Source organism: Aeromonas media, from assembly GCF_020423125.1.
GTDB classification, from domain to species: Bacteria; Pseudomonadota; Gammaproteobacteria; order Enterobacterales; family Aeromonadaceae; genus Aeromonas; species Aeromonas media.
The window spans coordinates 2658694-2684930 of sequence record NZ_CP075564.1 but is presented as its reverse complement, the minus strand read 5'-3'; the positions used below and the strand labels follow the sequence as shown (position 1 = coordinate 2684930).

20 protein-coding genes, 2 tRNA genes and 7 pseudogenes are annotated in these 26237 nt (G+C 49.4%); 18 read left to right on the top strand and 11 right to left on the bottom strand.

What is annotated here, in order from left to right; translation table 11 throughout:
• Positions 1-76: transfer RNA gene (locus tag KI797_RS12310), tRNA-Asn, on the bottom strand.
• Between the two features lie 52 nt (positions 77-128).
• Positions 129-506, bottom strand: a complete 378-nt coding sequence (locus tag KI797_RS12305; protein ID WP_226169524.1) for a hypothetical protein — start codon at positions 504-506, stop codon at positions 129-131.
• 133 nt (positions 507-639) lie between these two features.
• Between KI797_RS12305 and dauA the strand changes: the two genes are divergently transcribed.
• The 3 genes from dauA to KI797_RS12290 all read left to right on the top strand — a co-directional run bounded on the left by dauA (position 640) and on the right by KI797_RS12290 (position 4003).
• On the top strand, positions 640-2376 hold the full coding sequence (gene dauA, locus KI797_RS12300; protein ID WP_182785674.1) for a C4-dicarboxylic acid transporter DauA: 1737 nt from the start codon (positions 640-642) through the stop codon (positions 2374-2376).
• A 181-nt stretch (positions 2377-2557) separates the two neighbouring features.
• Positions 2558-2645, top strand: a tRNA-Ser gene (locus KI797_RS12295).
• A gap of 83 nt (positions 2646-2728) precedes the next feature.
• Positions 2729-4003: a site-specific integrase gene (locus KI797_RS12290; protein WP_226169523.1), complete on the top strand. Its 1275-nt coding sequence runs from the start codon at positions 2729-2731 to the stop codon at positions 4001-4003.
• A gap of 459 nt (positions 4004-4462) precedes the next feature.
• Here the strand turns inward: KI797_RS12290 and KI797_RS12285 are convergent, their stop codons facing one another.
• The 5 genes from KI797_RS12285 to KI797_RS12265 form a co-directional block, all read right to left on the bottom strand.
• The gene (locus KI797_RS12285) at positions 4463-5029 is read right to left on the bottom strand and encodes a TetR/AcrR family transcriptional regulator (protein WP_059112251.1); all 567 of its coding nucleotides are present in this window, start codon (positions 5027-5029) and stop codon (positions 4463-4465) included.
• 100 nt (positions 5030-5129) lie between these two features.
• Complete coding sequence (locus KI797_RS12280) at positions 5130-5684, bottom strand: OsmC family protein (RefSeq protein ID WP_041211544.1); 555 nt, start codon at positions 5682-5684, stop codon at positions 5130-5132.
• A gap of 92 nt (positions 5685-5776) precedes the next feature.
• Entirely contained in the window at positions 5777-6151 is a 375-nt protein-coding gene (locus tag KI797_RS12275) for a carboxymuconolactone decarboxylase family protein (RefSeq protein WP_226169522.1), read from the bottom strand.
• Positions 6141-6935, bottom strand: a complete 795-nt coding sequence (locus tag KI797_RS12270) for an SDR family NAD(P)-dependent oxidoreductase (RefSeq protein WP_041211543.1) — start codon at positions 6933-6935, stop codon at positions 6141-6143. The genes KI797_RS12275 and KI797_RS12270 overlap by 11 nt, the downstream gene beginning before the upstream one ends.
• Positions 6936-7099: 164 nt before the next feature.
• Entirely contained in the window at positions 7100-7456 is a 357-nt protein-coding gene (locus tag KI797_RS12265) for a thioredoxin family protein (RefSeq protein ID WP_050498234.1), read from the bottom strand.
• Positions 7457-7774: 318 nt separating this feature from the next.
• Here KI797_RS12265 and KI797_RS12260 point away from each other — a divergent pair, with 318 nt between their 5' ends.
• The 4 genes and pseudogenes from KI797_RS12260 to KI797_RS12245 all read left to right on the top strand — a co-directional run bounded on the left by KI797_RS12260 (position 7775) and on the right by KI797_RS12245 (position 11227).
• Complete coding sequence (locus tag KI797_RS12260; RefSeq protein WP_041211542.1) at positions 7775-8884, top strand: alkene reductase; 1110 nt, start codon at positions 7775-7777, stop codon at positions 8882-8884.
• A gap of 31 nt (positions 8885-8915) precedes the next feature.
• Positions 8916-9680, top strand: coding sequence for a DsbA family oxidoreductase (locus KI797_RS12255; protein ID WP_226169521.1), 765 nt, complete (start codon positions 8916-8918; stop codon positions 9678-9680).
• Positions 9681-9836: 156 nt separating this feature from the next.
• Positions 9837-10676 (top strand): annotated as a pseudogene (locus tag KI797_RS12250) (IS256-like element ISAs3 family transposase); the annotation flags it as partial.
• 191 nt (positions 10677-10867) lie between these two features.
• Positions 10868-11227 (top strand): hypothetical protein, encoded by a 360-nt coding sequence (locus KI797_RS12245; protein WP_226169519.1) that lies wholly within the window; start codon positions 10868-10870, stop codon positions 11225-11227.
• 60 nt (positions 11228-11287) lie between these two features.
• Here the strand turns inward: KI797_RS12245 and KI797_RS12240 are convergent, their stop codons facing one another.
• Complete coding sequence (locus tag KI797_RS12240; protein ID WP_026141915.1) at positions 11288-12268, bottom strand: IS5-like element IS5 family transposase; 981 nt, start codon at positions 12266-12268, stop codon at positions 11288-11290.
• Between KI797_RS12240 and KI797_RS12235 the strand changes: the two are divergent.
• The 6 genes and pseudogenes from KI797_RS12235 to KI797_RS12210 all read left to right on the top strand — a co-directional run.
• Positions 12267-13157: pseudogene (locus KI797_RS12235) on the top strand (tyrosine-type recombinase/integrase); the annotation flags it as partial. The gene KI797_RS12240 and the pseudogene KI797_RS12235 sit on opposite strands and share 2 nt — an antisense overlap.
• 323 nt (positions 13158-13480) lie before the next feature.
• Positions 13481-14179, top strand: coding sequence for a plasmid mobilization protein (locus KI797_RS12230; RefSeq protein ID WP_005346571.1), 699 nt, complete (start codon positions 13481-13483; stop codon positions 14177-14179).
• Positions 14170-15879, top strand: coding sequence for a relaxase family protein (locus KI797_RS12225; protein WP_226169516.1), 1710 nt, complete (start codon positions 14170-14172; stop codon positions 15877-15879). Before KI797_RS12230 ends, KI797_RS12225 begins: the two co-directional genes overlap by 10 nt.
• Before the next feature lie 153 nt (positions 15880-16032).
• Complete coding sequence (locus tag KI797_RS12220) at positions 16033-17025, top strand: AAA family ATPase (protein ID WP_226169514.1); 993 nt, start codon at positions 16033-16035, stop codon at positions 17023-17025.
• 763 nt (positions 17026-17788) lie between these two features.
• Positions 17789-18529: a hypothetical protein gene (locus tag KI797_RS12215; protein WP_226169512.1), complete on the top strand. Its 741-nt coding sequence runs from the start codon at positions 17789-17791 to the stop codon at positions 18527-18529.
• 73 nt (positions 18530-18602) lie between these two features.
• A pseudogene (locus tag KI797_RS12210) lies at positions 18603-19587 on the top strand (IS5-like element IS5 family transposase).
• A gap of 284 nt (positions 19588-19871) precedes the next feature.
• On the opposite strand, the pseudogene KI797_RS12205 reads toward KI797_RS12210, so the two are convergent.
• Positions 19872-20054, bottom strand: a pseudogene (locus tag KI797_RS12205) (transposase); the annotation flags it as partial.
• Between the two features lie 54 nt (positions 20055-20108).
• Between KI797_RS12205 and KI797_RS12200 the strand changes: the two are divergent.
• Positions 20109-20585: pseudogene (locus KI797_RS12200) on the top strand (IS256 family transposase); the annotation flags it as partial.
• Between the two features lie 75 nt (positions 20586-20660).
• Here KI797_RS12200 and KI797_RS12195 read toward each other — a convergent pair.
• Entirely contained in the window at positions 20661-21662 is a 1002-nt protein-coding gene (locus KI797_RS12195) for a substrate-binding domain-containing protein (protein WP_226169511.1), read from the bottom strand.
• A 192-nt stretch (positions 21663-21854) separates the two neighbouring features.
• On the opposite strand from KI797_RS12195, the pseudogene KI797_RS12190 reads away from it, so the two are divergent.
• From KI797_RS12190 to KI797_RS12180, 3 genes and pseudogenes are all read left to right on the top strand, one after another.
• Positions 21855-22126, top strand: a pseudogene (locus tag KI797_RS12190) (transposase); the annotation flags it as partial.
• Positions 22127-22195: 69 nt separating this feature from the next.
• Positions 22196-22447: pseudogene (locus KI797_RS12185) on the top strand (transposase); the annotation flags it as partial.
• A 104-nt stretch (positions 22448-22551) separates the two neighbouring features.
• On the top strand, positions 22552-23532 hold the full coding sequence (locus KI797_RS12180; RefSeq protein WP_226173105.1) for an IS5-like element IS5 family transposase: 981 nt from the start codon (positions 22552-22554) through the stop codon (positions 23530-23532).
• A gap of 168 nt (positions 23533-23700) precedes the next feature.
• Here KI797_RS12180 and KI797_RS12175 read toward each other — a convergent pair whose 3' ends face one another.
• The gene (locus KI797_RS12175) at positions 23701-24732 is read right to left on the bottom strand and encodes an IS630-like element ISAhy2 family transposase (protein ID WP_226169508.1); all 1032 of its coding nucleotides are present in this window, start codon (positions 24730-24732) and stop codon (positions 23701-23703) included.
• A 281-nt stretch (positions 24733-25013) separates the two neighbouring features.
• On the opposite strand from KI797_RS12175, the gene KI797_RS12170 reads away from it, so the two are divergent.
• Positions 25014-26176 (top strand): IS3 family transposase gene (locus KI797_RS12170; protein WP_226169510.1). Its coding sequence is split into 2 segments (ribosomal slippage): positions 25014-25269 and positions 25269-26176, totalling 1164 coding nucleotides; the frame shifts between segments, so codons are not numbered across the junction.
• The last annotated feature ends 61 nt before the right edge of the window (positions 26177-26237 follow it).

Genomic DNA, 26237 nt, shown 5'->3' with positions numbered 1-26237 from the left:
TGGCTCCTCCTACTGGACTTGAACCAGTGACATACGGATTAACAGTCCGCCGTTCTACCGACTGAACTAAGGAGGAATAGCCTGTCTCGTCGAGACGCAGCGAATATTAATGATCCCCCGGACGGGTGTCAACCCGCCACTCCACGGAAAAAGGGCTTTTTGGCCCGTTTGCCCAAAACTTGGTCGCTGTGGACTATTTTCAGCACAATCAGCAGCTTGAGATGCCCCTGCCTGCGGTTGCGGTTGCGGTTGATCAGGCCGTGAGAGGGGGCACCCGGATTGCCTTGCTGGGGCGCGGCAATGGATGGTCCGACATTGATGGTGATGGGCGAGAGAATCGGTGAGGTACCGCCTGTCGATGGTGTTGCATCTGTGATGATAGGGGGTATCGACGCACTGCAGATTGGCGATGACAAGATATCTGGAGGGATGGGGTTAAAATCGGCGATATGCGGTCTATCGATGACAATAATGCGGGGTAATGGCCATTTCTTGATCCTGCCCATCGAATTATCGGGCCGGCTCAGGTATGGTTGCTCTGGATACCATCGCCGCGTCGACAGCTCTGCCGGCCCTTGATGATGATCGGGTGCCGGTTCACCCCGGCCTTTGTCTCCCTCTTCTGGTATTACCCTAGACATGCACAATCAAGCTTCCTTACAAGGCGTGAAGCTGGCTATCGCATTGCGCCAATCCTGCATCGACGAACCCTACAGCGTGGCGCGTTTCGGCCGCGACCTCATCGCCGGCATCACGGTCGGCATCATCGCCATTCCGCTCGCCATGGCGCTGGCCATCGCCAGCGGGGTGCCGCCCCAGCACGGCCTCTACACCGCCATTATCGCCGGCATCGTCATCGCTGTGACGGGGGGGTCGCGCTTCTCGATTTCTGGCCCCACTGCCGCCTTCGTGGTGATCCTCTATCCGGTGGCCCAGCAATTCGGGGTGGGGGGCCTCTTGATGGCGACCCTCATCTCCGGCTTCTTCCTGGTGGCCATGGGGATGGCGCGCCTCGGCCGTCTCATCGAATACATTCCGCCCTCGGTGACCCTGGGTTTCACCGGCGGTATCGCCATCGTGATCGCTACCTTGCAGATCAAGGACTTCTTCGGCCTGCACGTCCCCGAGATGCCGGAAACCTATGTCGGCAAGGTACAGGCGCTGGCCCATGCCCTGCCAAGCTGGCAGTGGGGAGATACCCTGGTGGGGGTGGCCACTCTGGCGGTGCTGCTGCTCTGGCCCAGATTGCGGCTGCCGGTGCCGGGTCACCTGCCGGCCGTGCTGGTGGGTGTCGGCCTGGCTTTCGGTCTGCACCAGTTCGGGGTGGACGTGGCCACCATAGGCAGCAAGTTCAGCTATACCCTGGCCGATGGCACCCAGGGCATGGGGATCCCCCCCATAGCCCCGACCCTGGTGATGCCCTGGGCCCTGCCCGGGCCGGACGGGGCGCCGGTGGAGTGGAACCTCGCCGCCATCGAGCGGCTGCTGCCCGCCGCCTTCTCCATGGCCATGCTGGGAGCCATCGAATCCCTGCTCTGCGCCGTGGTGCTGGATGGCATGACGGGGCGCAAGCACAGCTCCAACGGCGAGCTGGTGGGGCAGGGGCTAGGCAACATCCTCGCCCCCTTCTTCGGCGGCATCACGGCGACGGCCGCCATCGCGCGCTCCGCCGCCAACGTGCGTGCCGGTGCTACCTCGCCCATCTCTGGCATAGTCCATGCGCTGGTGGTGCTGGCCGCCATCCTGGTGCTGGCCCCCTGGCTCTCCTGGCTGCCGCTCTCGGCCATGGCCGCCCTGCTGCTGCTGGTGGCCTGGAACATGAGCGAGGCCCACAAGGTAGTGGATCTGGTGCGCCGGGCGCCCCGCTCGGATGTGCTGGTGCTGCTGGTCTGCCTGTCGCTGACCGTCATCTTCGACATGGTCATCGCCATCACCTTCGGGGTGATCCTGGCGTCCTTGCTGTTCATGCGCGAGATCGCCAAGATGACCAAGCTGCACAATCTGGCGGAGCACGGGCGCTATGCCAGCGAAGTGCCGGCGCAGACCCTGCTCTACAAGATCAATGGTCCCCTGTTCTTTGCGGCGGCGGAGCGGGTCTTCGACGAACTGCTGGCCCAGGTGGGTGAGCACAAGGCGCTGATCCTGCAGATGGAGGCCGTCTCCATCCTGGACGCCGGCGGGCTCTCTGCCTTCCAGCAATTTGCCAGGCGCATGGCCAAGTCGGGCGTCCAGCTGAAGGTGGCCGAGCTGCAGTTCCAGCCCCTCAAGACCCTGGCGCGGGCCAAGGTGCGTCCTGTCCCGGGTGAGCTGGAGTTCTACGGCTCGCTGGAGGAGGCTATCAGAGGGGAACATTTTCACGAAGCGGTTGAAAATTGACGTAAAGGGATAGGAAACGGCATCTTTTTGGTCACTTGGTTCGCAAATTGAGCAATCGATGGCAAAAGATGAAAAATGAGATTGACCGGTCTTCTCCTATCCCTTACATTACGCCCCGTTCCGGCGCAGCAGCGCAACGAACCCGTGTTGGCTGAACACGTTAAGCAGCAGACCAAGATTTGGTGAGGTGTCCGAGTGGCTGAAGGAGCACGCCTGGAAAGTGTGTATACGGCAACGTATCGAGGGTTCGAATCCCTCCCTCACCGCCAAATATAACCCGTTGAATTTCAACGGGTTTTTTCATTTCTAGACTTACGTGATTTTTTTCCTGGATCAACTGGGTGGAACAATCATGTATCTGAGTAAAAATGCCTCCGGCACCTACTACACTCGTCTCCCGCTGCCTAAGTCATTACGTGACCGTGGCTTGCCCTTCGCTATCCGTACTTCCCTTTGCACCAAAGATCGTCAGCTCGCCGTAGACCGCAACCTGGCAGTGGCAGCTCGTACTCGCGCACTTATCGCGGCTACTCCTGCCGATACTGCCCCCCGCAGTTTCTATCGCTGGATCCGCGCCGATCTAGACGCGTTCAAAGCAGCGGGGTTCATCCCTCCTCAAACACCTTCCACACCTCGTGAACCTTCTGTTGATGCCCCAGCTTGCCCCAGCAGTGGGATCATGCTCACCCACGCATTGGCGAGATTCATCGAGACTAAAACCAGTGAGGGGATCCAGCATAGGTCGGTGGGCCAGCTCCAACTTCGGATCAACGCCTTCGTCACCTGGGCCAAAGGGGTTAAAGTCGATGAGGTGACGCCCGCGCTGGCACAGGAGTACCGCAACAGCTTGCTGCGCAAGACCAACCTCAGTTTCAAAACCAAAGGGGATTACCTCGCCGCCCTGAAACAGTTCTTCCGTTGGTGCGTGGCGCTGGACTATTGCAGCCGTAACCCTTTTGATGGGTTGACGGCAGGCAAGAAGCCGCACAAACGGGCGGATGAGGAGCGAGTGCGCTGGCATCGCCCTCAACTGGCTCAGCTGTTTGCCAGCCTGCGCAGCAAACAATCCCAGAAAGGCAAAAAATTGAGAGTTCAAGACTGGTGGGTGCCCCTGCTGTGCCTGTATGCCGGGCTGCGACCCTCCGAGGCTTGCCAGCTCAAAACGCAAAATATCAAACAGGTCGAGGGGATTTGGTGTTTGGTGGTCGATGCGGGAGAAGCGGATCAGCAGCTCAAAACCGTCAATGCGTACCGTACCGTGCCACTGCACAGTGCGTTGATCGGACATCAATTCCTAGACTATGTGGAGAGTCGTCGCAGTCAAGGGAAGGTATTTTTGTTCGATGACCAACCATCAGGCAAAGACGACGATTGGGCGCATAACATCACCTGTCGCTTCCAACGCCACCTCAATGATGCTGGCATCGTAGGTCAGGGCCGCCCCACCATTTACGGGATGAGACACACGTTTATCGATGAGCTGCAACAGGCGGACGTTGCTGAGCATATTGTGGCTGAGTTGGCGGGACATAGTAAAACAGGGATCACTTTTGGCCGCTATGGTAAACGGGTAAGCGTCTCTCTTTTGAAAGAAAAGATAGAGTTGATTCCCAGAGACTTAGTATAAGTGTCAATCCAGTACCGTCTGGTGAACTTTTGCTGTAGTGCTCATAGACGTATAAGCCCCAACTCAATGCTCACTTATCTGATAGGTGGGATTTACGGGAGAAAAGATCGGCTCAAACTGAAAAAATGAAATGACTGAGTCAGCCGAGAAGAATTTCCCCGCTTATTCGCACCTTCCATAGGCCAGGGTAAACGGATTTTGTCTGTGATCGGCGGCCTGGGCGGTGGCGGCAAAGCCTGCCAGCGCCGTCAGCACCATGGCACTGCCGTATCTATAAAAAAGCGCGGATTACTCCGCGCATAAAAACTTAGTGTTAAGACATCTTGGCTATGTTGGATAGTCCTCCTCTACTTGGCTGGTGTAATAAATAATAGAGCAGGGTGGGAAATACCCTACTATTATATGAGTTTTATTTGTCCGTAAAAAAGGGGTATATGAATGGAGACCGTGCCAGCCTAACTAAATTCTGGCTGCGACAATACGGCCAATCACACTTGGATCAAGTTCAAAGCCATCATCCATAGCCCACCTGACAAAACTACTACCTTCCATCAGGCTTAAAATCTGAAAAGCTATCTGCCGTGAATTTCCATCAGGAGAAAACTCACCGCTGGAGATGCCCATAGTTATTATTTTTTCAAGCCATTGCAATTGAATGTCAAAATACTTACGAGTTAGTGCTTGTAATTTTTCAGGCAATGCCGCCATTTCTGCTGCAAGTGCACCACATAAAGGTAACATTCCATCAGCCATTGCGGCTCTGAACAAAGAGGCGAATGCACATAGCCGACCAAATGCATTTGGAAAATCGTGTTCAATTCTATCGAAATCGAGAACGGAACGCTCAATATAAGACTCGATAATTACCACACCAAGGTCTTCTTTCTTAGGGAAATGGTGATGTATACTTGCTTTTCTTATCCCTACTACTTTTTCTAGGTCAGCATAACTAAATGCTGCATAGCCTCTGGAACGCAACATATACTCAGCAGATTTGATTAATGATTCTCTTGTATCAATAGACATATGGTGTACTACCTGCGTGAGGACATGGAGAGAGCATGCTATAACATCACGGATTAGAGGTAAATCTCGACGTAGCAAACTGCATGCTCTCTTCATTGCATTACTTCTCTGCAATGACCAGTTTGGGTACCATGCGAATGGCTCGTGAGAAGTTGGCATAGTTAGGCGATGTTTGAAGCACGGCGTTGTGGATCTCTTCTAACTGCGCATCAGTTCCATCAGAGTCGATGTAAACACTATATTGCACCTCGTCATAACCTGGATTGACAGCTTCATCCAATCCCAGGAAGCCGCGCAGGTCAAGCTCTCCTTTTGTGTCAATTTTCAGCGAGTTGATAGTGACCCCTTTGGTTGCCGCTATGGCAACGTAGCCAACCGTCATGCAGGCATTGAGGGCAGCCATCAGTAGTTCCTGGGGATTGGGAGCTGTATTGGTTCCCAATATTTCCGTTGGCTCATCTGCTGCGATATGGAAATTACGCTCATAGTTCTTACCACGCAGTTCATAGGATTTTATCGTAGACACAGAGCGTGTTTGACCGGCCCAACGAGTTTCCACATTGAAGCGCGCTTTCGATATGCTGGGATCTTGACTTACACCCTCAGCGAATTGCTGGAATTCGGTCATGTCAATGCCATTAACGATGTTTTTCATAATATTCCTGTATGTGACTTCCCCTATTATTCGATTAGCAAAATAATCGGGAACATTAATTTCAGTAGTTAGTGTATAGTGACTCTATGAGCTCATACTCCATCGTAGGCGTCTAAAGTTCGGGCCGAGTAGACATATGCTGCACCAGCATTTAGAGCGATTGCAGTTCCCAAAGCAGCTGCAACCTCTTCTTTCGTTGCGCCAACTTTTTTGGCCGCCGCAGCATGAGCTGCGATACAACCATCGCATCGAGTGGTTACCGCAACGGCTAATGCAATGAGTTCATGAGTTTTCGGATCCAGTACATTACCAGCCCTTGTTGCGGCTTCCAGGTTATGAAATGCATGAGCCACAGGTTGATTTGCTTTGGCAAGATTACCCACGCTCTTGATAAGATCGGACAGTCTATTGCTCCATTCATTGATCATTTTTGGTACCTTTTTAGTTTGTTGAATTTTATTTTCCAAGCTTACGTGCAGCCATGACACCACCATCAACATCCCAGATCGCCCCGGTCACCCAAGATGCCTTATCTGAGAGAAGAAATACAATAGTCTCCGCAACATCACGTGGAGTGCCATTTCGGCCTAGTGGATGGAAATTACTGAAATCCTGTAGGGCACTATTTAGTTCTTCACTCGGAATGAAGCGTTCAAAAATACGAGTTTCCACAATGGCTGGGCTGACTGCATTTACACGAATGCCGTATCTTGCCAGTTCAGCAGCAGCATGCCGAGTCATCGTATCCAACCCGGTTTTCGCCATTGAATAGGCAGAGGCCGTAACAGTTTCAATCGCTTGGCGGGCAGCAACGGCTGTTACATTGACGATCGAACCGGTTTTATTCTGAGCTATGAGTGACGCTGCAATCTGCTGCGTAATAAAGAAGAATGCGCGGTTTAGATCGAGAAAATTGTTATAGTCATCGAGAGTATGTTCCAAGAATCCCTTGGGGTAATAAATTCCTGCGGAATTTACCAACATATCGATATCTTTGTGCTCAAGCGCTAACTGGCTAATCAGATACTGCACACTTTCAAAATTTGATAAGTTTGCAGTTAACGCAAAGACTTTTTCGTCACCGCTTACAGTAGCAAGTTGTTTACGTGCTTCCTCAGCTTTCTCTGCCCGGCTTCCGACAATAACTACAGTTCCGCCTTGCTCGGCGACTATTAGCGCTGTTTCAAACCCTATGCCGCTTGTGCCGCCAATAACCAAGATCTTCTGACCTTCAAATTGTCTATTCTGCATAGTCTCACCTGCTGAGAATTTAGGATTAAACCAACCTACCAACTAGTAGGTTAAGGTTATGTGTGTCTGTTCTTCTTGTCAAGTTTCTGCTGGTTTTTATTGTTATCGACCCATGTTGACTGGCATACCATGCCTATGCAGCCGTTCTTTTCTACCGTTTTTAGTCACACCCCCCCTGGTTCAGAGCCTCGGAGTGTGGCGTCCTTCACCTCTGTCAGTGCGTGATGGTAATGTTCTGACGATTTCCCCCCGACGATGCGTTTGATCAGCTGTCCATCTTTGAACATCAGCACTGAGGGTAACCCCCAGATTTCATAGCGGGTGGTCAAAACAGGAGACTGATCAATGTTCACACTCCCAACAATCACAGAGTGTTCCAGCTGCTCAGCAAACTCATTAAAGAGCGCTTCACTATCGCGGCAAGGTGGGCACCAGGACGCAAAAAAGCGCACAACAGCCAACCCCTTGGTGCGCTCAATTTGGTGGAAGTTATTTTCGTTGCAGATGAACAACTCATGCATTTTTCGGTACCTCATTTGTGGGTTTTGGCATCAAGCGCATCTCATATAGAGCAGGCAGACATTCCTCCTGCACAGGAAGATGAACTCAATTAAGGCTCATTGATGGGCGTTGAAAAAATTGCAACAACACAATTGCCTACCTAGTGGTAGGTTGATAAACTGTCACAGTATCATCTTCCTTGCAACAGCGGCAACAAACTAGATAGTTGCATGCCTCCTGCTGGCGAGAATCTAACTAGTGGCCGCAGGGCTTGAGTGATATGCCTGGTTTGTCAGGCCATCCTGATATTTTTTATTTAACCTTTAGTGAGGTATTCGATGAGTAAGTTATTCACTCCCTACAATATGGCGAGTATCCATTTAAAAAACCGTGTTGTAATGGCTCCAATGACTCGAACCAGGACACTTAACGATGTTGCTGATGAGCTGGTTGCTCTTTATTACGCCCAACGGGCATCTGCTGGCCTTCTGATCACGGAAGGTCTTCCTGTGTCTGAAGAGGGCCGCGGCTATTTGTATACACCAGGCTTGTATAATGAGGCACAGATGCAAGGCTGGCGGAAGGTTACTGATGCTGTCCATGCGAAAGGTGGTCGTATTTTTGCGCAGCTCTGGCATGTAGGTCGCATGTCGCATGTATCTCTGCTGCCTGGTAATCAGGCTCCTGTCTCGTCAGGAACAATACCTGCGACCAATACAACCGTGTTTGCATTTACGGAGTCTGGCGAGCCGGGCGCGGTTACCCCCAGTGAGCCGCGAGCACTGGAGACGGAAGAGGTCGGTCGCATTACAGAGGATTTTGTGAAATCTGCGCTGCTGGCAATAGAGGCTGGTTTTGATGGTGTCGAAGTCATGGCGGCCAATGGATTTATCTTTGATCAATTCTTAAGTAGCCAACTGAACACCAGAACAGATCGATACGGTGGAACTGTTGAAAACCGTCAGCGTTTCCTGATGGAAACTATCGATGCTATCTCAATGGCTATTGGTGAGGACAAAGTGGCAGTTCGCCTTTCACCATTCGGCCGTATTTACGACCTAGCACCGTATGATAATGAAGAGGAAACTTGGGCCAGCATCGCGTCAGCCCTCGGTCAACGTAAACTTGCTTATGTACATTTGTACTATCAACCGAACTACAATGCGGCCCCGAAAGAGGCTGATAGCTTCAAGAGTTCATTCCGCAACGTTTTTGACGGTACGATTATCGCTGCCGGCGGCTTCAATCGAAGCATTGCCGAAGAAGCGTTGGAAAAAGGTGAAGTGGATCTGGTGGCTTTTGGTGTTCCCTACATTGCCAACCCTGATTTGGTTGAGCGCATGCAAAATGATTGGCCACTGGCGGAAAGCGATCGTACAACCTATTACGGCATCAGTAGCTCTCCAGAGAAGGGATATACTGATTATCCAGCTTATCAACTAGAATAAACCAACGGCTATATAGCCTGGATAATATCCTATGTTACCGGGCTTTAATTTATATCATCCCAATCAATATTTAGTTAAATTTTTTGAGGTAGTTATGAATATACTCTCCCCACAAATAACCATTGATATTTGGTCCGATTTTGTCTGTCCATGGTGCTGGATAGCAAAGAAACGGTTCGAAAAAGCATTAGACGTTTTTGAAAATAAGGATAATGTGTTGATTCGCCACCACAGCTATCGTATAGCAAGTGAATTTGCGCCAGCACCTTTTAAGGCTGCAATGTATAAAAAATTTGGTACAGAACAAGGTGCCGAATTAATGATGAAGCAGATAAAAATTGCTAGTGAGTCAGAAGGGCTTTTGTATAACTTTGACACAATGCTGTTTGGTGATACCAAGGATGCACATGCCATGGTAAAGATGGCCGATCAGGTAGGTTTAGGAGAAAAACTAGCTGAGCGATTGTTCATGGCAAGCATCACTGAAGGGCGATCTATTTTTGACCATAAGGAGTTGGTTGCAATCTCCACAGAAGTGGGTGTTAGCCCTACAGATGCCGAAAATGCGCTCAATAGTAGAACACTGAGGGACGCCATCATTTCAGATGAAAACAACGCTCGCGCCATTGGTGCAAGCGGCGTACCGCTTTTCTTGCTCAACAACAGGTATTCTCTCAGTGGCGCCCAGCCTGCAAGTAGCTTTCTGGGCGTATTACAGCAGGCATGGGCTGACAAGCAGAATGAAGTAGTGATAACTAAAGGCCAAAGTTGCGAAGTGGGTGGGTGTAGTATCTAAAGAATGAATGGAAGATGAGTGTTGTAGAAGATCTGTGATCTGTAGTGAAGTCTCGTCTGCAAGGTCACAGTCATTTTTACTGAGCCTGTAAATCCAATTGTGTAACCGCCCACGAATAAGTAACTTTTTCAAAAGGATACCTTCGTGGGTAAGCAAATGGACCAAGACAAACTCAAAGCACTGGCCGCTGAGCTGGCCAAAGACATCAAATCTGAAAAAGATCTCGGCACCCTCACCCAACAGCTGATCAAGCTTACCGTCGAGACCGCGCTCAATGCCGAGATGGACGAGCATCTGGGCTATGAGAAACACGCTCCACAAGGCCGCGGGACCGGCAACAATCGCAATGGCTATTCCATCAAGCGCCTAAAAGGCCAGCATGGAGAGGTCACCATCCAGGCGCCTCGTGACCGTAACGCCTCCTTCGAGCCTCAGTTTGTCCGCAAGGGCCAGTCCCGCCTGACCCAGATGGACGACCAGATCCTCGCCCTCTACGCCAAAGGCTTGAGCACGCGCGATATCGTGGACGCGTTCAAAGAGATGTATGACGCCGACATCTCGGCGGGGCTGGTATCGAAGGTGACCGAACGTGTCATCGAGCAGGTCCACGAATGGCAAAACCGGCCGCTGGATCCGCTCTATCCCATCGTTTATCTGGACTGCATTGTACTGAAGATCCGCGCGAACCAGCGGGTGATCAACAAGTCGCTCTATCTGGCACTGGGCATCAATATGCAGGGTCACAAGGAGCTGTTGGGCCTGTGGCTGGCCGAGACCGAAGGGGCAAAGTTCTGGCTGTCGGTCCTGACCGAGCTGAAGAACCGCGGTCTGGAAGACATCCTGATCGCGTGTGTGGATGGTCTCAAGGGCTTCCCTGATGCCATTGCCGTGGAGTATCCCCAGACCAAGGTCCAACTGTGTATCGTCCACATGGTGCGCAACTCGTTGCGCTATGTCTCCTGGAAGGACTACAAGGCGGTGACGGCGGATCTGAAGCAGTCGTGCTCTACAACAGGGAAATTCAACCAGAAATCGTGCCCTGTGTGGCTCAGATGTTGTGGTGGAACGATATTATTTAAAAAACCAAATAATTTTCTTGACTTGTAATTTCGTTTGTGCATCAAAAATCTGTTGACTTATTTTTTTAATGCTCATAACCTATGCGCAAATCAACTGGATTAGAGCCGATGAACAATGATAAAAACTCACAGGCCAAAGATTTAAATAAGACTCTTGGACTGGCAATAAATGAAAATCTGAAATTTAAAGAAGCCCGCTATGCTGAATCGACCATTGGACCATATCGCCGCAAGAGCAAGCAGCTTGTAACTTGGTTCGGTAAGAAAAAGTTGATCGACTTTAGCTCTACAGACATAGAGATGATGGTCGTAAAACTTTTAAAGAAATATAATGGCTGTACAGTTAATCACTACCTGGAAATTCTGCGCAGTGTATTTGTTAGGGAAGGTGCGAATAAGCGGGAAAATTCTTCTCGGCTGACTCAGTCATTTCATTTTTTCAGTTTGAGCCGATCTTTTCTCCCGTAAATGCCTTGAATCAGCCTATTTAGACCGTTTCTTCGCCATTTAAGGCGTTATTCCCAGTTTTTAGTGAGATCTCTCCCACTGACGTATCATTTGGTCCGCCCGAAACAGGTTGGCCAGCGTGAATAACATCGCCAGTTGGTTATCGTTTTTCAGCAACCCCTTGTATCTGGCTTTCACGAAGCCGAACTGTCGCTTGATGATGCGAAATGGGTGCTCCACCTTGGCCCGGATGCTGGCTTTCATGTATTCGATGTTGATGGCCGTTTTGTTCTTGCGTGGATGCTGTTTCAAGGTTCTTACCTTGCCGGGGCGCTCGGCGATCAGCCAGTCCACATCCACCTCAGCCAGCTCCTCGCGCTGTGGCGCCCCTTGGTAGCCGGCATCGGCTGAGACAAATTGCTCCTCTCCATGCAGCAGATTACCCAGCTGATTGAGGTCATGCTCGTTGGCAGCGGTGGTGACTAGGCTGTGGGTCAGGCCACTCTTGGCATCGACACCAATGTGGGCCTTCATGCCAAAGTGCCACTGATTGCCTTTCTTGGTCTGATGCATCTGCGGATCGCGTTGCTGCTCTTTGTTCTTGGTCGAGCTGGGTGCCTCAATGATGGTGGCATCGACCAAGGTGCCTTGAGTCATCATGACGCCTGCTTCGGCCAGCCAGCGATTGATGGTCTTGAACAATTGGCGGGCCAGTTGATGCTGCTCCAGCAGGTGGCGGAAATTCATGATGGTGGTGCGGTCCGGCAAGGCGCTATCCAGGGATAACCGCGCAAACAGACGCATGGAGGCGATTTCGTACAGAGCATCTTCCATCGCGCCATCGCTCAGGTTGTACCAATGCTGCATGCAGTGAATGCGCAGCATGGTTTCCAGCGGATAGGGCCGACGACCATTACCGGCTTTGGGATAAAACGGCTCGATGACTTCCACCATGTTTTGCCATGGCAGAATCTGCTCCATGCGGGACAAGAAAATCTCTTTTCTGGTCTGACGGCGCTTACTGCTGAATTCACTGTCGGCGAAGGTAAGTTGATGACTCATGATGAACCCTGTTCCATGGCTCCAGATGACAAACATGATCTCATATCAGGGACTTGTTCGCACCTTCCTTAGGGCGAAACTCGACGGTTTAATTCCATCTAATCCGATGGAAAACATAAAGAAATGTAAATTTATCAGAAAGAAGCCGAAACCATTCTTGCAGTCTGAGATTGCACTATTGCTACAACAGAATAAGCAGGAAAACTATCAAATTGAAACTGCATTGATACAGGTAGGGATAGCAACTGGCTTACGAATTAGTGAACTGCTCGCCTTAAGTGCTGAAGTAGTGGATCTCGAAAAAAAGATGCTGACCATAGATCTGGCTTTGGTAAATGGTGTGTATAAAACCCCTAAAAATGAGGGGTCTAGACGAACAATAGAATTGACAGCGCAGGCAATAGAACCGCTAACTCTGCTGCTAGAACAAGCCAAGAATAGAAAGGCAAAAAATATAAAAGTCACGCAGAATGATAATCGAACTAAATTAATCGAATCTCGGACATTGTTAGCCTATTTTTGTGCAAAGCGGCGTCCTTACGCCTCAGTCGATGAATACAGAGAAAAATTCTTTAAACCGTACTGTATCTCTCTTGGCGTTGATTATCGCGGGCCATCGCAATTCCGTCATACATTTGCCAGTCAACTATTGTCTGCCGGAATAAATGTACCATGGATTGCACGGCAGATGGGGCATGCTGGTACTGAAATGATTCAGCGCTGTTATGGCCAATGGTTAGTCGAGGATGCAGTCGATTTTGGAGCCCAGGCAGGAGCGGTTTTGCAACGGTGCTTACATTCGAATGCTGTAGATACGGTAGAGCAGTCTGCTGCGCCATCTGCCACATTGTACAGAAATTGGAATGAGTTGATGACCATGCCAGAGATGCAATCGATAATACCATTAATCGAAATGCTCCTTAAAAAGAAGTGAATTACGATAGCATAAATTAAAGAGAGTTATCGGGTTAATATGATCTAAGTGTGTACGGTATCGTTGCAGCTAAAAACTATCGTTGACGCTACTATCTAATCAGGCAGTTTATTGCTTTTAATAAAAAGAGCAAGGTCACTCCTACACCGTACAAATTGCGTTCCGCAATGTACGGTGTACGGAGCCTTGCCATGGCTGTCGCCCTGGACCTACCTGGGCTGCCGCCCAGACCCGCTAAATATATAAATTAGAGCTGTTCAGCAGCCAGGAGACAATACGTGGGAAAAGAAAATAAAAAATTAAGGAATAGCAAAAATAATACTTTACGTGAGGAGCTGACAAGAGATCCTGATCTCATGCTGCTCATTGAAAGGGCCGTTATCAGGTGCATCAATGACGATATCGCTGTCACTATTAACGGTATAGCTAGAGATGTAAATATGGATACAGACATCGTTCGACAAATGCTGCCGAGTTTTACAGAGATCCGTGATCATCGAATCGAGCTACGCTGCACATATGAGGAAAAACGTCGTTGGGAGAAAAAGGCTAAAAATGCAAGCATCACTGTATCGAGGTTAGCATCTCAATCTCTCACAAAATTGAAAATCGTCATTTCTCCAGCAGAAACATTACGCGACACAATAAATAATCTTATTGCGCAACAGACCGGGTTTTATAACAATTTCAATCAGCTGGTAAAATGGTGTAACTCCCATAAGGGCGATGTAAATCTACTTTTTATTTTATACGAACTCAGGGAACTAGAAAAACAACATAAAGAGCAGGTTGATAAAATCAACGAGATGTTATCACCACAATTAACACAGCCATCTCGGGTTATACGCCATGATAAAAGCGATACTGCGACCCCAGACACTACATGGTCACACTCAGGTGAGGATGACGAGGATGCAGTGGAGGTAAATCCAGCATTAATCGAGAGTGAGTATGAGGAGCATGAGCTATGGCGGTGATTAGATTTTTTGCAACCAATGGGCATCGCCAGACTAAATCCAGCGCCCCAATAGATTACCTACTGGGTATCTACAGCGCTCTGACTCCGCAACAAAAAAATGAGCGTAGTACAATCGCTGATGCGATTAGGGTTGCTCGTGATAAAAATGACGCTCCATTGGTTCATCGGTTGAACCAACAACTGAGACTGATCCATGGTGTACAACGGACTCCACCACCTGAGCTGTTGGCTGGAAATCCACGAGACATCGCTTATGCAATCGAGATATCGCCACATAAATATAAATACACCAGCGGTGTCATTGCACATGCAATTGAGGACAACCAGACGCTGAGCTCCAATCCTGATATTGCTCAGGAATTTCGTGCATTGATGGAGGAGCTGGTTTTTGCGGGATTACCCATAGAGGACAGGATGATCTTGTGGGTACAACATACGCATGAACAAAATCTGGAGAATCATTTCTTAATCCCACGGATTAATCTGCGCACTGGAAAATATTTCAACCCTCACCCACCAGGTGCGGAAGGAGATTTTAATGCGATCCGTGATTACCTCAACTTGAAACATAACCTCGCACGTCCAGATGATCCGCAACGCAAGAGGCTGACAGGAACAATACCACGGTACAGTAAAAATGCGGACTTGATTGCAGCGTTATCTGATGCGGTGCAGTTACGGGTAACTCAGGGTCAGTTATGTAACCGACAGGCTGTGATTAATTGGCTGGAGCAACCTCAGACTCGACAAATGTATGGTATTAGCGAAGTCGAGGCTAAAAAGGATTACATACGGATTGTGCCAGAGGGAAAGATCAAGGCTTTTCGGCTGAAAGGACCTTTATTTAGCCGTGCGTTTACCAGTATTGATGCGGTGAGACCGACGTTGTCGATAACAACACCTCCACAACCGTCGTTGGATGCACTCTGGCAGCAGATTGAGGAGCGGATAGCCAAACGCCGGGCCTTCAATCAGAGCCGCTATAACGTCACTGAGACGCTGCACCCAATGCCCTCTCCGAGGCCTGTGAGACGACCGACAGGTATGGCCGCAGTGATAACCCAGAGACATCGCAAACAGCCAACAAATGCGCTTTTTTGGCAACAGCAGATGCAGCTATATGCAGGTTACACACTGACCCCAATTAACCCTGAAGGAACCCTAACAGTAGACACCGAAAAGGCATTAATTCAACTGCTGATGAAAATTTTGAGCGCTATTTTAGCATTACTAGGAGTTAATCATGAATTTAGAGAAACAATTATTAGAGTTGCTCAGTTTTATCAACACCGAGCAGATGAGCTCGATAGCAACACTCAGGGAGCAGGTTCAATCGCAGCATGTCACACAGCAGCAGATAATGAACGACCATCAGGTCTTGCTGACCATGTTGCAGCATTTGAACACGCATACCAGCGACAGCAACGTCTCTGCCGAGAACTCCATTCATCAGATGAGCGTTTCGCTCAAACAGTTGCAGGAGCAAGTTCAGACCTTGAGCGGCTCCGTAGAGAGTACGCAGAGGTCGGTGAGATTGCTACTCGAGGTCTTAGAATCATAATGGATAACCCTATATTAGCAGCCAAAAGAATTGCACGTTTCAGGATGAGGCCTGGAGCGTATGCATTAAAATCTCAGCACGAGCACTCTGGCCAGAGGACTGCACGTCATGAAATGGATTCAGATCTTTCTTTGTAAAATATTCTGAATGGCGTTTGTTTTTTATATTTTCTGAACATCATCAATAATAGATTATTTGCAATGTTTATTTTTATAAATAGCAATAATGAATATCTACCATTGATATATAAAAACAACAAATAATAATAACCTTTTTTGGGGGGAGTATGTATGCTCCAGAATAAAATGTTAGCTTGGGGGGTTAGTGAGGGGCGGATTGCCAGTGAGCAAAAACCGATTTGGTTGTTGGACGAACTGATTGAGCAGGGTGATCAGTGGATCATCAATGGCGCCCCCAAATCTGGTAAATCGCTGTTCGCAACGCAGCTCGCATTGGCTATCGCCAGTGGAGGACAGTTCCTCAACTGGAGGAATCGAAATCCAGCACGAGTGTTGTATATGGATTTTGAGCTAAAAGATCGGTTGTTTTGGAAACGCTTTTTAACCATGACAGCACATAATAATGTGACTGACCAAACAATTGAGCGGAATTTTTTCCGGTGTGGTGATTTCCAGACAACGGATGTATTGGATCCTGTAGAGGCGAAAAAAATGATCTCCATCGTGAATGAGATCCAGCCTGACCTGATTATTTGGGATGTACTAGCCAGGATGCATACGGCGGTGGAAAATGATAATAGCATGATGGGCCAGGTGATGCGGTCCATCAGAAAAATAAGTCGACCCGCAGCCCACATTGTTGTGCATCATGCAAGAAAATCCTCGCCAGGAGCGGAGGGTTACAACGCAGGCGCTGCTGGTATCAGGGGGGCATCATCCATTCATGGTGAGGCTGATGGCGTTATGTCACTAGCATTACGGGATGGGCAGGGGGCTAGATTCAGCCTCAGGTTTAGTTCGAGAGCGGTTGAAACTCCTGATGAGATTTTATTAAACCGAACAGAACATCTGATATTCGTCAGCGCGAATGATAGTGATAACAACACATTATTAACTTCCCTGAAAAAAGCTCTGAGTGGTCATACCTCAGTATCAGCAGCCGAGTTAGTGAACTCCTTTTGTGCGGAATTTTCCATACAGGAACGGCAGGCAAAAAACTATATCAGAAAATGCGTCGCAAATGCTTGGGTTCGGCGGGAGAGGAGGCCGGATAAAACGTATGAGTATATCGCCACAGATTTACTCACTGATGTGTCAGCCTAAGCACACAATATCTACCATCTGGATGCAAGCATGCAATGAACCTCTATCTATAAATAGATTGCATCCAGAATTACCCCCCTTACATATCCCCCTTTCATGCACAAGAGCGCCTAGTGCTGATTTTAGACATTGCATTTAAAATGCATTATGATGCTAAAATAAACAATTGAGCCTTTGTTTTCAAAATAAAATATGAATCACATTGAAAACAACTAGAACATGTCATTCAAGCATTGATGTCCTGCTTTATGCAGGAATTCGTCTGTTTATGTTCTGTTTAAGCCTCATATCCATTAAATCGAACGGCAAAAATGTTTTTATTTATATTGCTCTTCGAGCATATCATCCACATGTAATGACTACCACATTATCGATATTTTACCATCCCAACCACGTCCATACTGTTTATGGGCATGTTATAGGTCAAATGTTGTGCAACCAACACGCAGGAAGAGCAAAAAACAACCAAGAGCGAAATTTGTACAATTATTTTTTCAATAAAAAACTCTTTTAAAATCAATGGCATGATCCATTTTTGTCGCTTGACAGATGGCAGTATCTCGGTTTACCGTGGGCACTCTCTTAGATACCCAATGACGACTCATGATGGATCAATTATGCGATAGACTATGCGATAGGAGTTTGAAATGGCGGGAGAAATTTAAAAATTTCAATATCTCTATTTATACGATTTTTTCGTGGGGCTGGTGATCGGGTTCTGCTCCAATATCATCCAAATAGGATGATTGTTATAGAGGTCTGAGTGTTATCAGAGTTGGTAGCTTTATTTAAATCTAAACGTAACGATCACCTGCACTACTATCATCAACACGGCAGCCATCTGCCGATTGCCCCCACTGGACTAATCATGATAATTCTTACTCGAAAACCTTTCATCGGCCCATTCATCTACCACCTAAACGGCTATGTCACCAAGCCCGGATATGAAATTCCATTTTCCGACAAAAGATCCTATAACCAACCCATTTTGCTGGCTAAACATTTCAACCAACTGCGACGTGACAGCGTCAAAGCTGGTTTTAATGCTGGCAGTGGCAGCGCCGACGTTCGACACTGCCTGATCACCCAATTTATCCTGCTGGGTCATCCCGATCTGCCGAATCTAGAGTTTATCCCGCAGCCACCTCAGGAGCAGCCCGAGGCAGAGCATAAATGCTTACCAGGCAGGTTATATACCTATCAGGTGAGCGGCTACATTATCGACCTGCACTCAAACCCCGGCTATCGGCAATCATTTACCGAACTGCTTCAATTCGATACTCCACTGTTGTCGGGCAAACACTTCTACCAGATGATGCTATATCTGCGTGAGCTCCTGTTGGGTGCCGACCATCAGAAAGCCGATCTGTACCGTGTGATCGTGTCAGAGTTCGATTTGCTCTACGATCCGGTGTACGGCGTCATTGATATGTTTCTGACCACGGTTGCGCGATGTTCGGATGGAGTGTTGCGAGATAACGGGATTTGTGTCGCAAGCAGTTAGTCTAGGGAAGGTGCGAACAAGTCCCTGATATGAGATCATGTTTGTCATCTGGAGCCATGGAACAGGGTTCATCATGAGTCATCAGCTCACCTTCGCCGACAGTGAATTCAGCAGTAAGCGCCGTCAGACTGACCAGAAAAGAGATTTTCTTGTCCCGCATGGAGCAGATTCTGCCATGGCAAAACATGGTGGAAGTCATCGAGCCGTTTTATCCCAAGGCTGGTAATGGCCGGCGACCTTATCCGCTGGAAACCATGCTACGCATTCACTGCATGCAGCATTGGTACAACCTGAGCGATGGCGCGATGGAAGATGCTCTGTACGAAATCGCCTCCATGCGTCTGTTTGCCCGGTTATCCCTGGATAGCGCCTTGCCGGACCGCACCACCATCATGAATTTCCGCCACCTGCTGGAGCAGCATCAACTGGCCCGCCAATTGTTCAAGACCATCAATCGCTGGCTGGCCGAAGCAGGCGTCATGATGACTCAAGGCACCTTGGTCGATGCCACCATCATTGAGGCACCCAGCTCGACCAAGAACAAAGAGCAGCAACGCGATCCGCAGATGCATCAGACCAAGAAAGGCAATCAGTGGCACTTTGGCATGAAGGCCCACATTGGTGTCGATGCCAAGAGTGGCATGACCCACAGCCTAGTCACCACCGCGGCCAACGAGCATGACCTCAATCAGCTGGGTAATCTGCTGCATGGAGAGGAGCAATTTGTCTCAGCCGATGCCGGCTACCAAGGGGCGCCACAGCGCGAGGAGCTGGCCGAGGTGGATGTGGACTGGCTGATCGCCGAGCGCCCCGGCAAGGTAAGAACCTTGAAACAGCATCCACGCAAGAACAAAACGGCCATCAACATCGAATACATGAAAGCCAGCATCCGGGCCAAGGTGGAGCACCCATTTCGCATCATCAAGCGACAGTTCGGCTTCGTGAAAGCCAGATACAAGGGGTTGCTGAAAAACGATAACCAACTGGCGATGTTATTCACGCTGGCCAACCTGTTTCGGGCGGACCAAATGATACGTCAGTGGGAGAGATCTCACTAAAAACTGGGAATAACGCCTTAAATGGCGAAGAAACGGTCTAAATAGGCTGATTCAAGGCATTTACGGGAGAAAAGATCGGCTCAAACTGAAAAAATGAAATGACTGAGTCAGCCGAGAAGAATTTCCCCGCTTATTCGCACCTTCCCTAGGGAAGGTGCGAACAAGTGGATTGCACCTTCACCACGAGCTCTTTGTCCGCATTTGAAATGCCCAGCACTCCAAAAACCTGACTTTTTGCCGCAAGTATTCGGCTATTAAGTGCCATTTAGCCTCATTTTCGAGGCTTATCTCGATTTTTGGGCACAGCTATCCCATGCCCGTATCATCTGGTCCACGCGAAACAGATTCGCCAGCGTAAACAACATCGCCAGTTGGTTGTCGTTCTTGCGCAGCCCCTTGAACCGCGCCTTCACAAAGCCAAACTGACGTTTGATGATCCGAAACGGGTGCTCCACCTTGGCGCGGATGCTTGTTGAGCTCCTTGAGCCTGCCTGGTCGCATCGCAATCGCCCATTGTGGAGTACCCCCAGACCAAGGTTCAACTGTGTATCGTCCACATGGTGCGCAACTCGTTGCGCTATGTCTCCTGGAAGGACTACAAGGCGGTGACGGCGGATCTGAAGCAGATCTACCACTCTGCGACGGAACGTGAGGCTCAGCAGGCGCTGGCGGCCTTCGGCGAGCGCTGGGATAGCCAGTACCCGCAGATAGCGCGTTCCTGGCAGGGTAACTGGGACAATTTGATCACGCTGTTTGATTATCCCCCCGCCATCCGGAAGGTGATCTACACCACCAATGCGATCGAGTCACTGAACAGCGTGCTGCGCAAAGCGACCAAACAAAGGAAGCTGTTCCCGACCGATGAGTCGGCGCTCAAAGTGGCGTACCTCGCGATACAGCAGGCCTCCAAGAAATGGACCATGCCGATCCAGAATTGGAAGCTTGCCCTAAATCGCTTTATTATCGAGTTCGGTGATCGCCTGAACGGTCACCTGTAATGGAGTGGGCAGTTACACAGAATCATTTACAGGCTCAAGATTAAACCTACAATCTACATAATGTAGATTGTAGGTTTAATCATCCCTCCCTGTTCTAATTATCAGAGTTGGGTAATTCAACTTTAACTCATCTGTTATAGACTTTGTTTTAATGTTGTATGTAGTTACCAATATATGCCCGGTATCCAAAAACTTCACATCACCTTTCTCAATGATGTTATTTATCGCTGTTGTTACACCTACATATCCTATTCTGTAGGGACGTTGTACTACTAGTGCAGTGAATATGTTTTTATTTAGTCCATCGATCAATCTTTGACTGACATCAAAACCTATATTAACCATACTCTTGTTCGGGGTTAGTTGCTCTAATGCCAATAGGAGGCTTGACGATGTAGTCTCATTGGGTGTGAATATCCCATCTATTTCACCGGAATATTTAGATAGTATGTCTTTAGTATTTTTTCGGCCTTCTGCAACATTATCTCCAATATAGGGGGCATCGATTATGGTAAGACCTAAGTTTGTTGCTGCATCAATAAATCCTTTTTCTCTAAAATCCGTCGAGGAGACACCTTTTCTTAATCTTAGAACTACTATACGGCCACTCCAGCCCAGCCTCTCTGCCATGTATAAACCAGCCTCATAACCAGCATTATAGTTATTAGTGGCTACTAAGCTTGTAAGTTTAGTATTACCTACACTGCGATCAATGAATACTACTGGGATGCCAAGTTTATGTAGACGAGCTACATCTTTATCATAATTAGCACTTGGTGCTAATACGAGAGCTTTACATCCAATTTCATCTGTCATGTTGACTATTCGCTGTTGCTCTTTTCCATCACTTGATGTTTTTGCACCTCGAAAGTAAATTGAATAACCATAATCACGACCAGCATCCTCTGCTCCGCGTTTAACCTGCACCCAAAACAGTTCTACTGCTCCACCGGGCACAACCTGAACACATGGTTTTCCTATTAATGGTACCGATATGTTGGTTAGACCAAGAAGCATGACAAAAAATAAAGGCATAAGCTTCACCATGATAGTTAAATTATTTTTATTGCTTTGCATTAAAAATAAAAATTAAAATCCATTGTTCCTAATGAAGTATATCTGTAGTTCTCTGTCAGCCAAGAATTTCGTACAGATTATGTTGAAATATGAGTGGTATATCTCAAATTAATACACTTCCCCAGAGGAGTAGCGATCAAGCCCCAAATGTAAGATCGCGATCCCCACTTTGCACCACGAATGAGGTGCTGAATGAGTCACCAGCTCACCTTCGCGGATTACGAATTCAATGGTAAACGCCGCAAAACCCGCGAAGTGATTCTTGACTCGCATAGAGGCAGTGCTCCCATGCTGGGGGTCATCGAATCCATCAATCCCAAGGCGGGTAACGGGTGTCGTCTCTACCCGCTCGATACAATGCGCGCATTCACTGCATGCAGCAGTGGTATAACGTCAGCGACGGCGCTATGGAAGATGTACATTACGAGATTGCTTCGATGCGTCTGTTTGCCATGACCTCCTTGACCTAAATAACTGATCCTAATAGCGCTACATCTTCGCTGTGCCATAGCCATTCCCCGGGAAAGGAGTACTGTGTCAGCAAGCGAGCCCTCAAGGTGACAGTGGCCTATCGGCAGCCCTGTAAGGGACGTATCACCGACCTGGTTATCGACTCGACTGGCCTCAAGGTATCTGGCGAAGGCGAGTGGAAGGTCAGAAAATACTGCGCTGAGACGCGGCGAATCTGGCGCAAGTTGCATCTGGCGGTAGACCCGGTGATCCACGATATCGTGGCGGCAGAAGTGTTGTTGGAAAATGTCCATGATGCCGAGGTGTTGCCGACTGATATTCAGAACAAGCAGTCGGAATAGCGCCATTAGGGAAGGTGCGAACAAGTCCCTGAAATGAGAGCATGTTTGTCATCTGGAGCCATGGAACAGGGTTCATCATGAGTCATCAACTTACCTTCGCCGACAGTGAATTCAGCAGTAAGCGCCGTCAGACCAGAAAAGAGATTTTCTTGTCCCGCATGGAGCAGATTCTGCCATGGCAAAACATGGTGGAAGTCATCGAGCCGTTTTACCCCAAGGCTGGTAGTGGCCGGCGACCTTATCCGCTGGAAACCATGCTACGCATTCACTGCATGCAGCATTGGTACAACCTGAGCGATGGCGCGATGGAAGATGCTCTGTACGAAATCGCCTCCATGCGTCTGTTTGCCCGGTTATCCCTGGATAGCGCCTTGCCGGACCGCACCACCATCATGAATTTCCGCCACCTGCTGGAGCAGCATCAACTGGCCCGCCAATTGTTCAAGACCATCAATCGCTGGCTGGCCGAAGCAGGCGTCATGATGACTCAAGGCACCTTGGTCGATGCCACCATCATTGAGGCACCCAGCTCGACCAAGAACAAAGAGCAGCAACGCGATCCGCAGATGCATCAGACCAAGAAAGGCAATCAGTGGCACTTTGGCATGAAGGCCCACATTGGTGTCGATGCCAAGAGTGGCATGACCCACAGCCTAGTCACCACCGCGGCCAACGAGCATGACCTCAATCAGCTGGGTAATCTGCTGCATGGAGAGGAGCAATTTGTCTCAGCCGATGCCGGCTACCAAGGGGCGCCACAGCGCGAGGAGCTGGCCGAGGTGGATGTGGACTGGCTGATCGCCGAGCGCCCCGGCAAGGTAAGAACCTTGAAACAGCATCCACGCAAGAACAAAACGGCCATCAACATCGAATACATGAAAGCCAGCATCCGGGCCAAGGTGGAGCACCCATTTCGCATCATCAAGCGACAATTCGGCTTCGTGAAAGCCAGATACAAGGGGTTGCTGAAAAACGATAACCAACTGGCGATGTTATTCACGCTGGCCAACCTGTTTCGGGCGGACCAAATGATACGTCAGTGGGAGAGATCTCACTAAAAACTGGGAATAACGCCTTAAATGGCGAAGAAACGGTCTAAATAGGCTGATTCAAGGCATTTACGGGAGAAAAAACGGCTCAAACATGAAGAAATGAAATGACTGAGTCAGCCGAGAAGAATTTCCCCGCTTATTCGCACCTTCCCTAAATAACTGATCCCAATAGTGCTACACCTTCGCTGTGCCATAGCCATTCCCCGGGAAAGGAGACACGGTATCCATGAAGTGTTTCACTCGGGCCAGCAGGTTTGCCATCCCTCTGCATTGATGATTGCGCGTGATGGTTTCATGTAACTTGTGCCATAGCCGTTCTATGTGATTAACCCAAGGGCTGTAAACTGGCTGGAACACCAGGCAGAACTTGGGATTCTTCTTCAACCATCGCTCGGTCTGTTTGCTTTTGTGAATGATGTAGTTATCGAGGATCAACGTGATGGTTTTGGCTCGTCGGTAGTGGTGGCGCAGCTTTTCCAGCATGGCAATAAACAGCGATGAGTTTTTCTTGATCCCGCTGACGTAAAGTACCCTTCCGTTGCCTGCGTGGAGAACGCCTGCCAGATAATGCTTGGCATTCTGCCCCGGTGTGACAACCCGCTTTTGCTGCGCTCTGAACATCCAGTCGGCTCCTAATTTGGGATTGAGGTCTATATCGACTTCATCCTCATAAAACACCGGATTATCGGCATCACAGCGGGCCAGCGCGGCGTCGATATTCGCCATTTTTTCCTGATAGGCTGGGTCTTTTATCCGCAAGGTCGGCACGGACCTGCGCCAGACAATGCCCATACGAGGTAACCATCGGCGGAGCGTGGAGGCTGCCACATTGAGCCCTGTTAACCGATTGATTTTTATAGCCAATAGTTCAGTACACCAACGGCTGCGCTGATAACCAAAATCTTGCGGAGAAAACTGCATGAGCAGCACCAGTAAGGTGACAATCTTGGCGATAGGTAAGACTGGGGCACGGCCAGCCGGTAAGGCTTCTAGCGCATCTATGCCTTCATCTCGATACCACCGAAGCCAACGACCGATGGTCGAGCGCGCAGCGCCGGTAAGGTGATGAACATCGGTGATCGTGCGTCCTTCATGTAACAGCAAGATGGCCATCAAGCGACGAGCATGTCCTTTATCACGGGTGGCATGGATGATTTTGTGAATGCGGCGCCGTTGTGGTCGTGGCAGAGGTGGTAGGATAGGCATCAACTCAGTCCTTTGGGTGTGGCTTGTTTTGTTTAGCGACTAATCAGATCGCACAAACTGGACTGAGTTCCCTTCCTCCGGTGATCTACTATTCGGAACAGCTATTTAGGCGGTGATGTTTTTCATCTCCACCAGCACTCCACCGGACAGGGTTTTTTGCAAGCCCGAGACGCACTGAGAAAGTTCGCTGACAACAAGGAGTTCGAGGCCGGATGTAGTGGTCTAATCATCCCGGACACCGTTTTAGGTGGTACAGTCGCCACCATGACTTGAGGTGTTCAATGACAAGATTACGTCGCTCATTTACTGCTGAATTCAAACTCGAAGCCGCATCCCTGGTGCTCGACCAGGGATACTCTGTCCCCGAAGCCAGCCGTTCACTGGATGTCGGTGAAACCATACTTCGCCGATGGGTTCAGCAGCTTCAATCCGAACGAACCGGCACCACCCCTATCGGCAAAGCGCTGACCCCGGAGCAGCAGAAAATCCAGGAGCTGGAAGCCCGCATCAACCGGCTCGAGCGCGAAAAGGACATTCTAAAAAAGGCTACGGCTCTCTTGATGACGGACGAGTTCACTCGTACGCGCTGATAGACCGATTAAGAGAGCAAGCCCCCATCACTCTGCTCTGCTGCGCTTTCGATGTTCCAACATCCTGTTTTTACGACTATCTGGCCCGCAAGCGGACGATTAACCGTGAGCGGATGCAGCAACGCAGCGAGTTGCGCCGTTTGTTCAAAGAAAGCCGGAACTCAGCGGGCAGCCGCGCCTTGATGTCGATGATGCGAGAGCTGGGGCATCAGATTGGCCGATTCAAAGTGCGCAGTCTGATGAAAGAAGCCGGTCTGGTATCCAAGCAACCGGGCGCTCATCGCTATCAGGTCGCCCGGTCTGAGCGACCGGACATTCCCAATCTGCTGGCCCGTGAATTTGATGTCCAGCAACCCAATCAGGTGTGGTGTGGCGATATCACCTATGTCTGGGCCGCGGGTCGTTGGTATTACCTGGCCGCAGTGCTCGACCTGCATACCCGGCGGGTCGTGGGCTGGGCGATGTCTGACAAGCCTGATGCAGAGCTGGCCATCAAAGCACTGGAGATGGCCTATCAGCAGCGGGGTTGCCCATCCGGTGTGCTGTTTCACTTCGACCAGGGCAGCCAATATGGCAGTCGGGCATTTCGGCAACGACTGTGGCGCTATCGCATGACCCAGAGCATGAGTCGGCGTGGCAACTGCTGGGATAACGCGCCGATGGAGCGGCTGTTCAGGAGCCTGAAGTCAGAGTGGCTCCCGACAACGGGATATATGAACCTGCGGGAGGCGAAGCGGGATATCAGCTATTACCTGATGGATTACTACAACTGGCGGCGTCCACATCAACACAATGACGGGATCGCGCCAGCAAAAGCCGAGGATCGGCCTAACCAAGTGTCCGGTTTTAGTTGACCACTACAGGAGTCAGCTACGAAGGAATGAGCACGCCCGAGCGTGAAGCCAAGATCCAAGC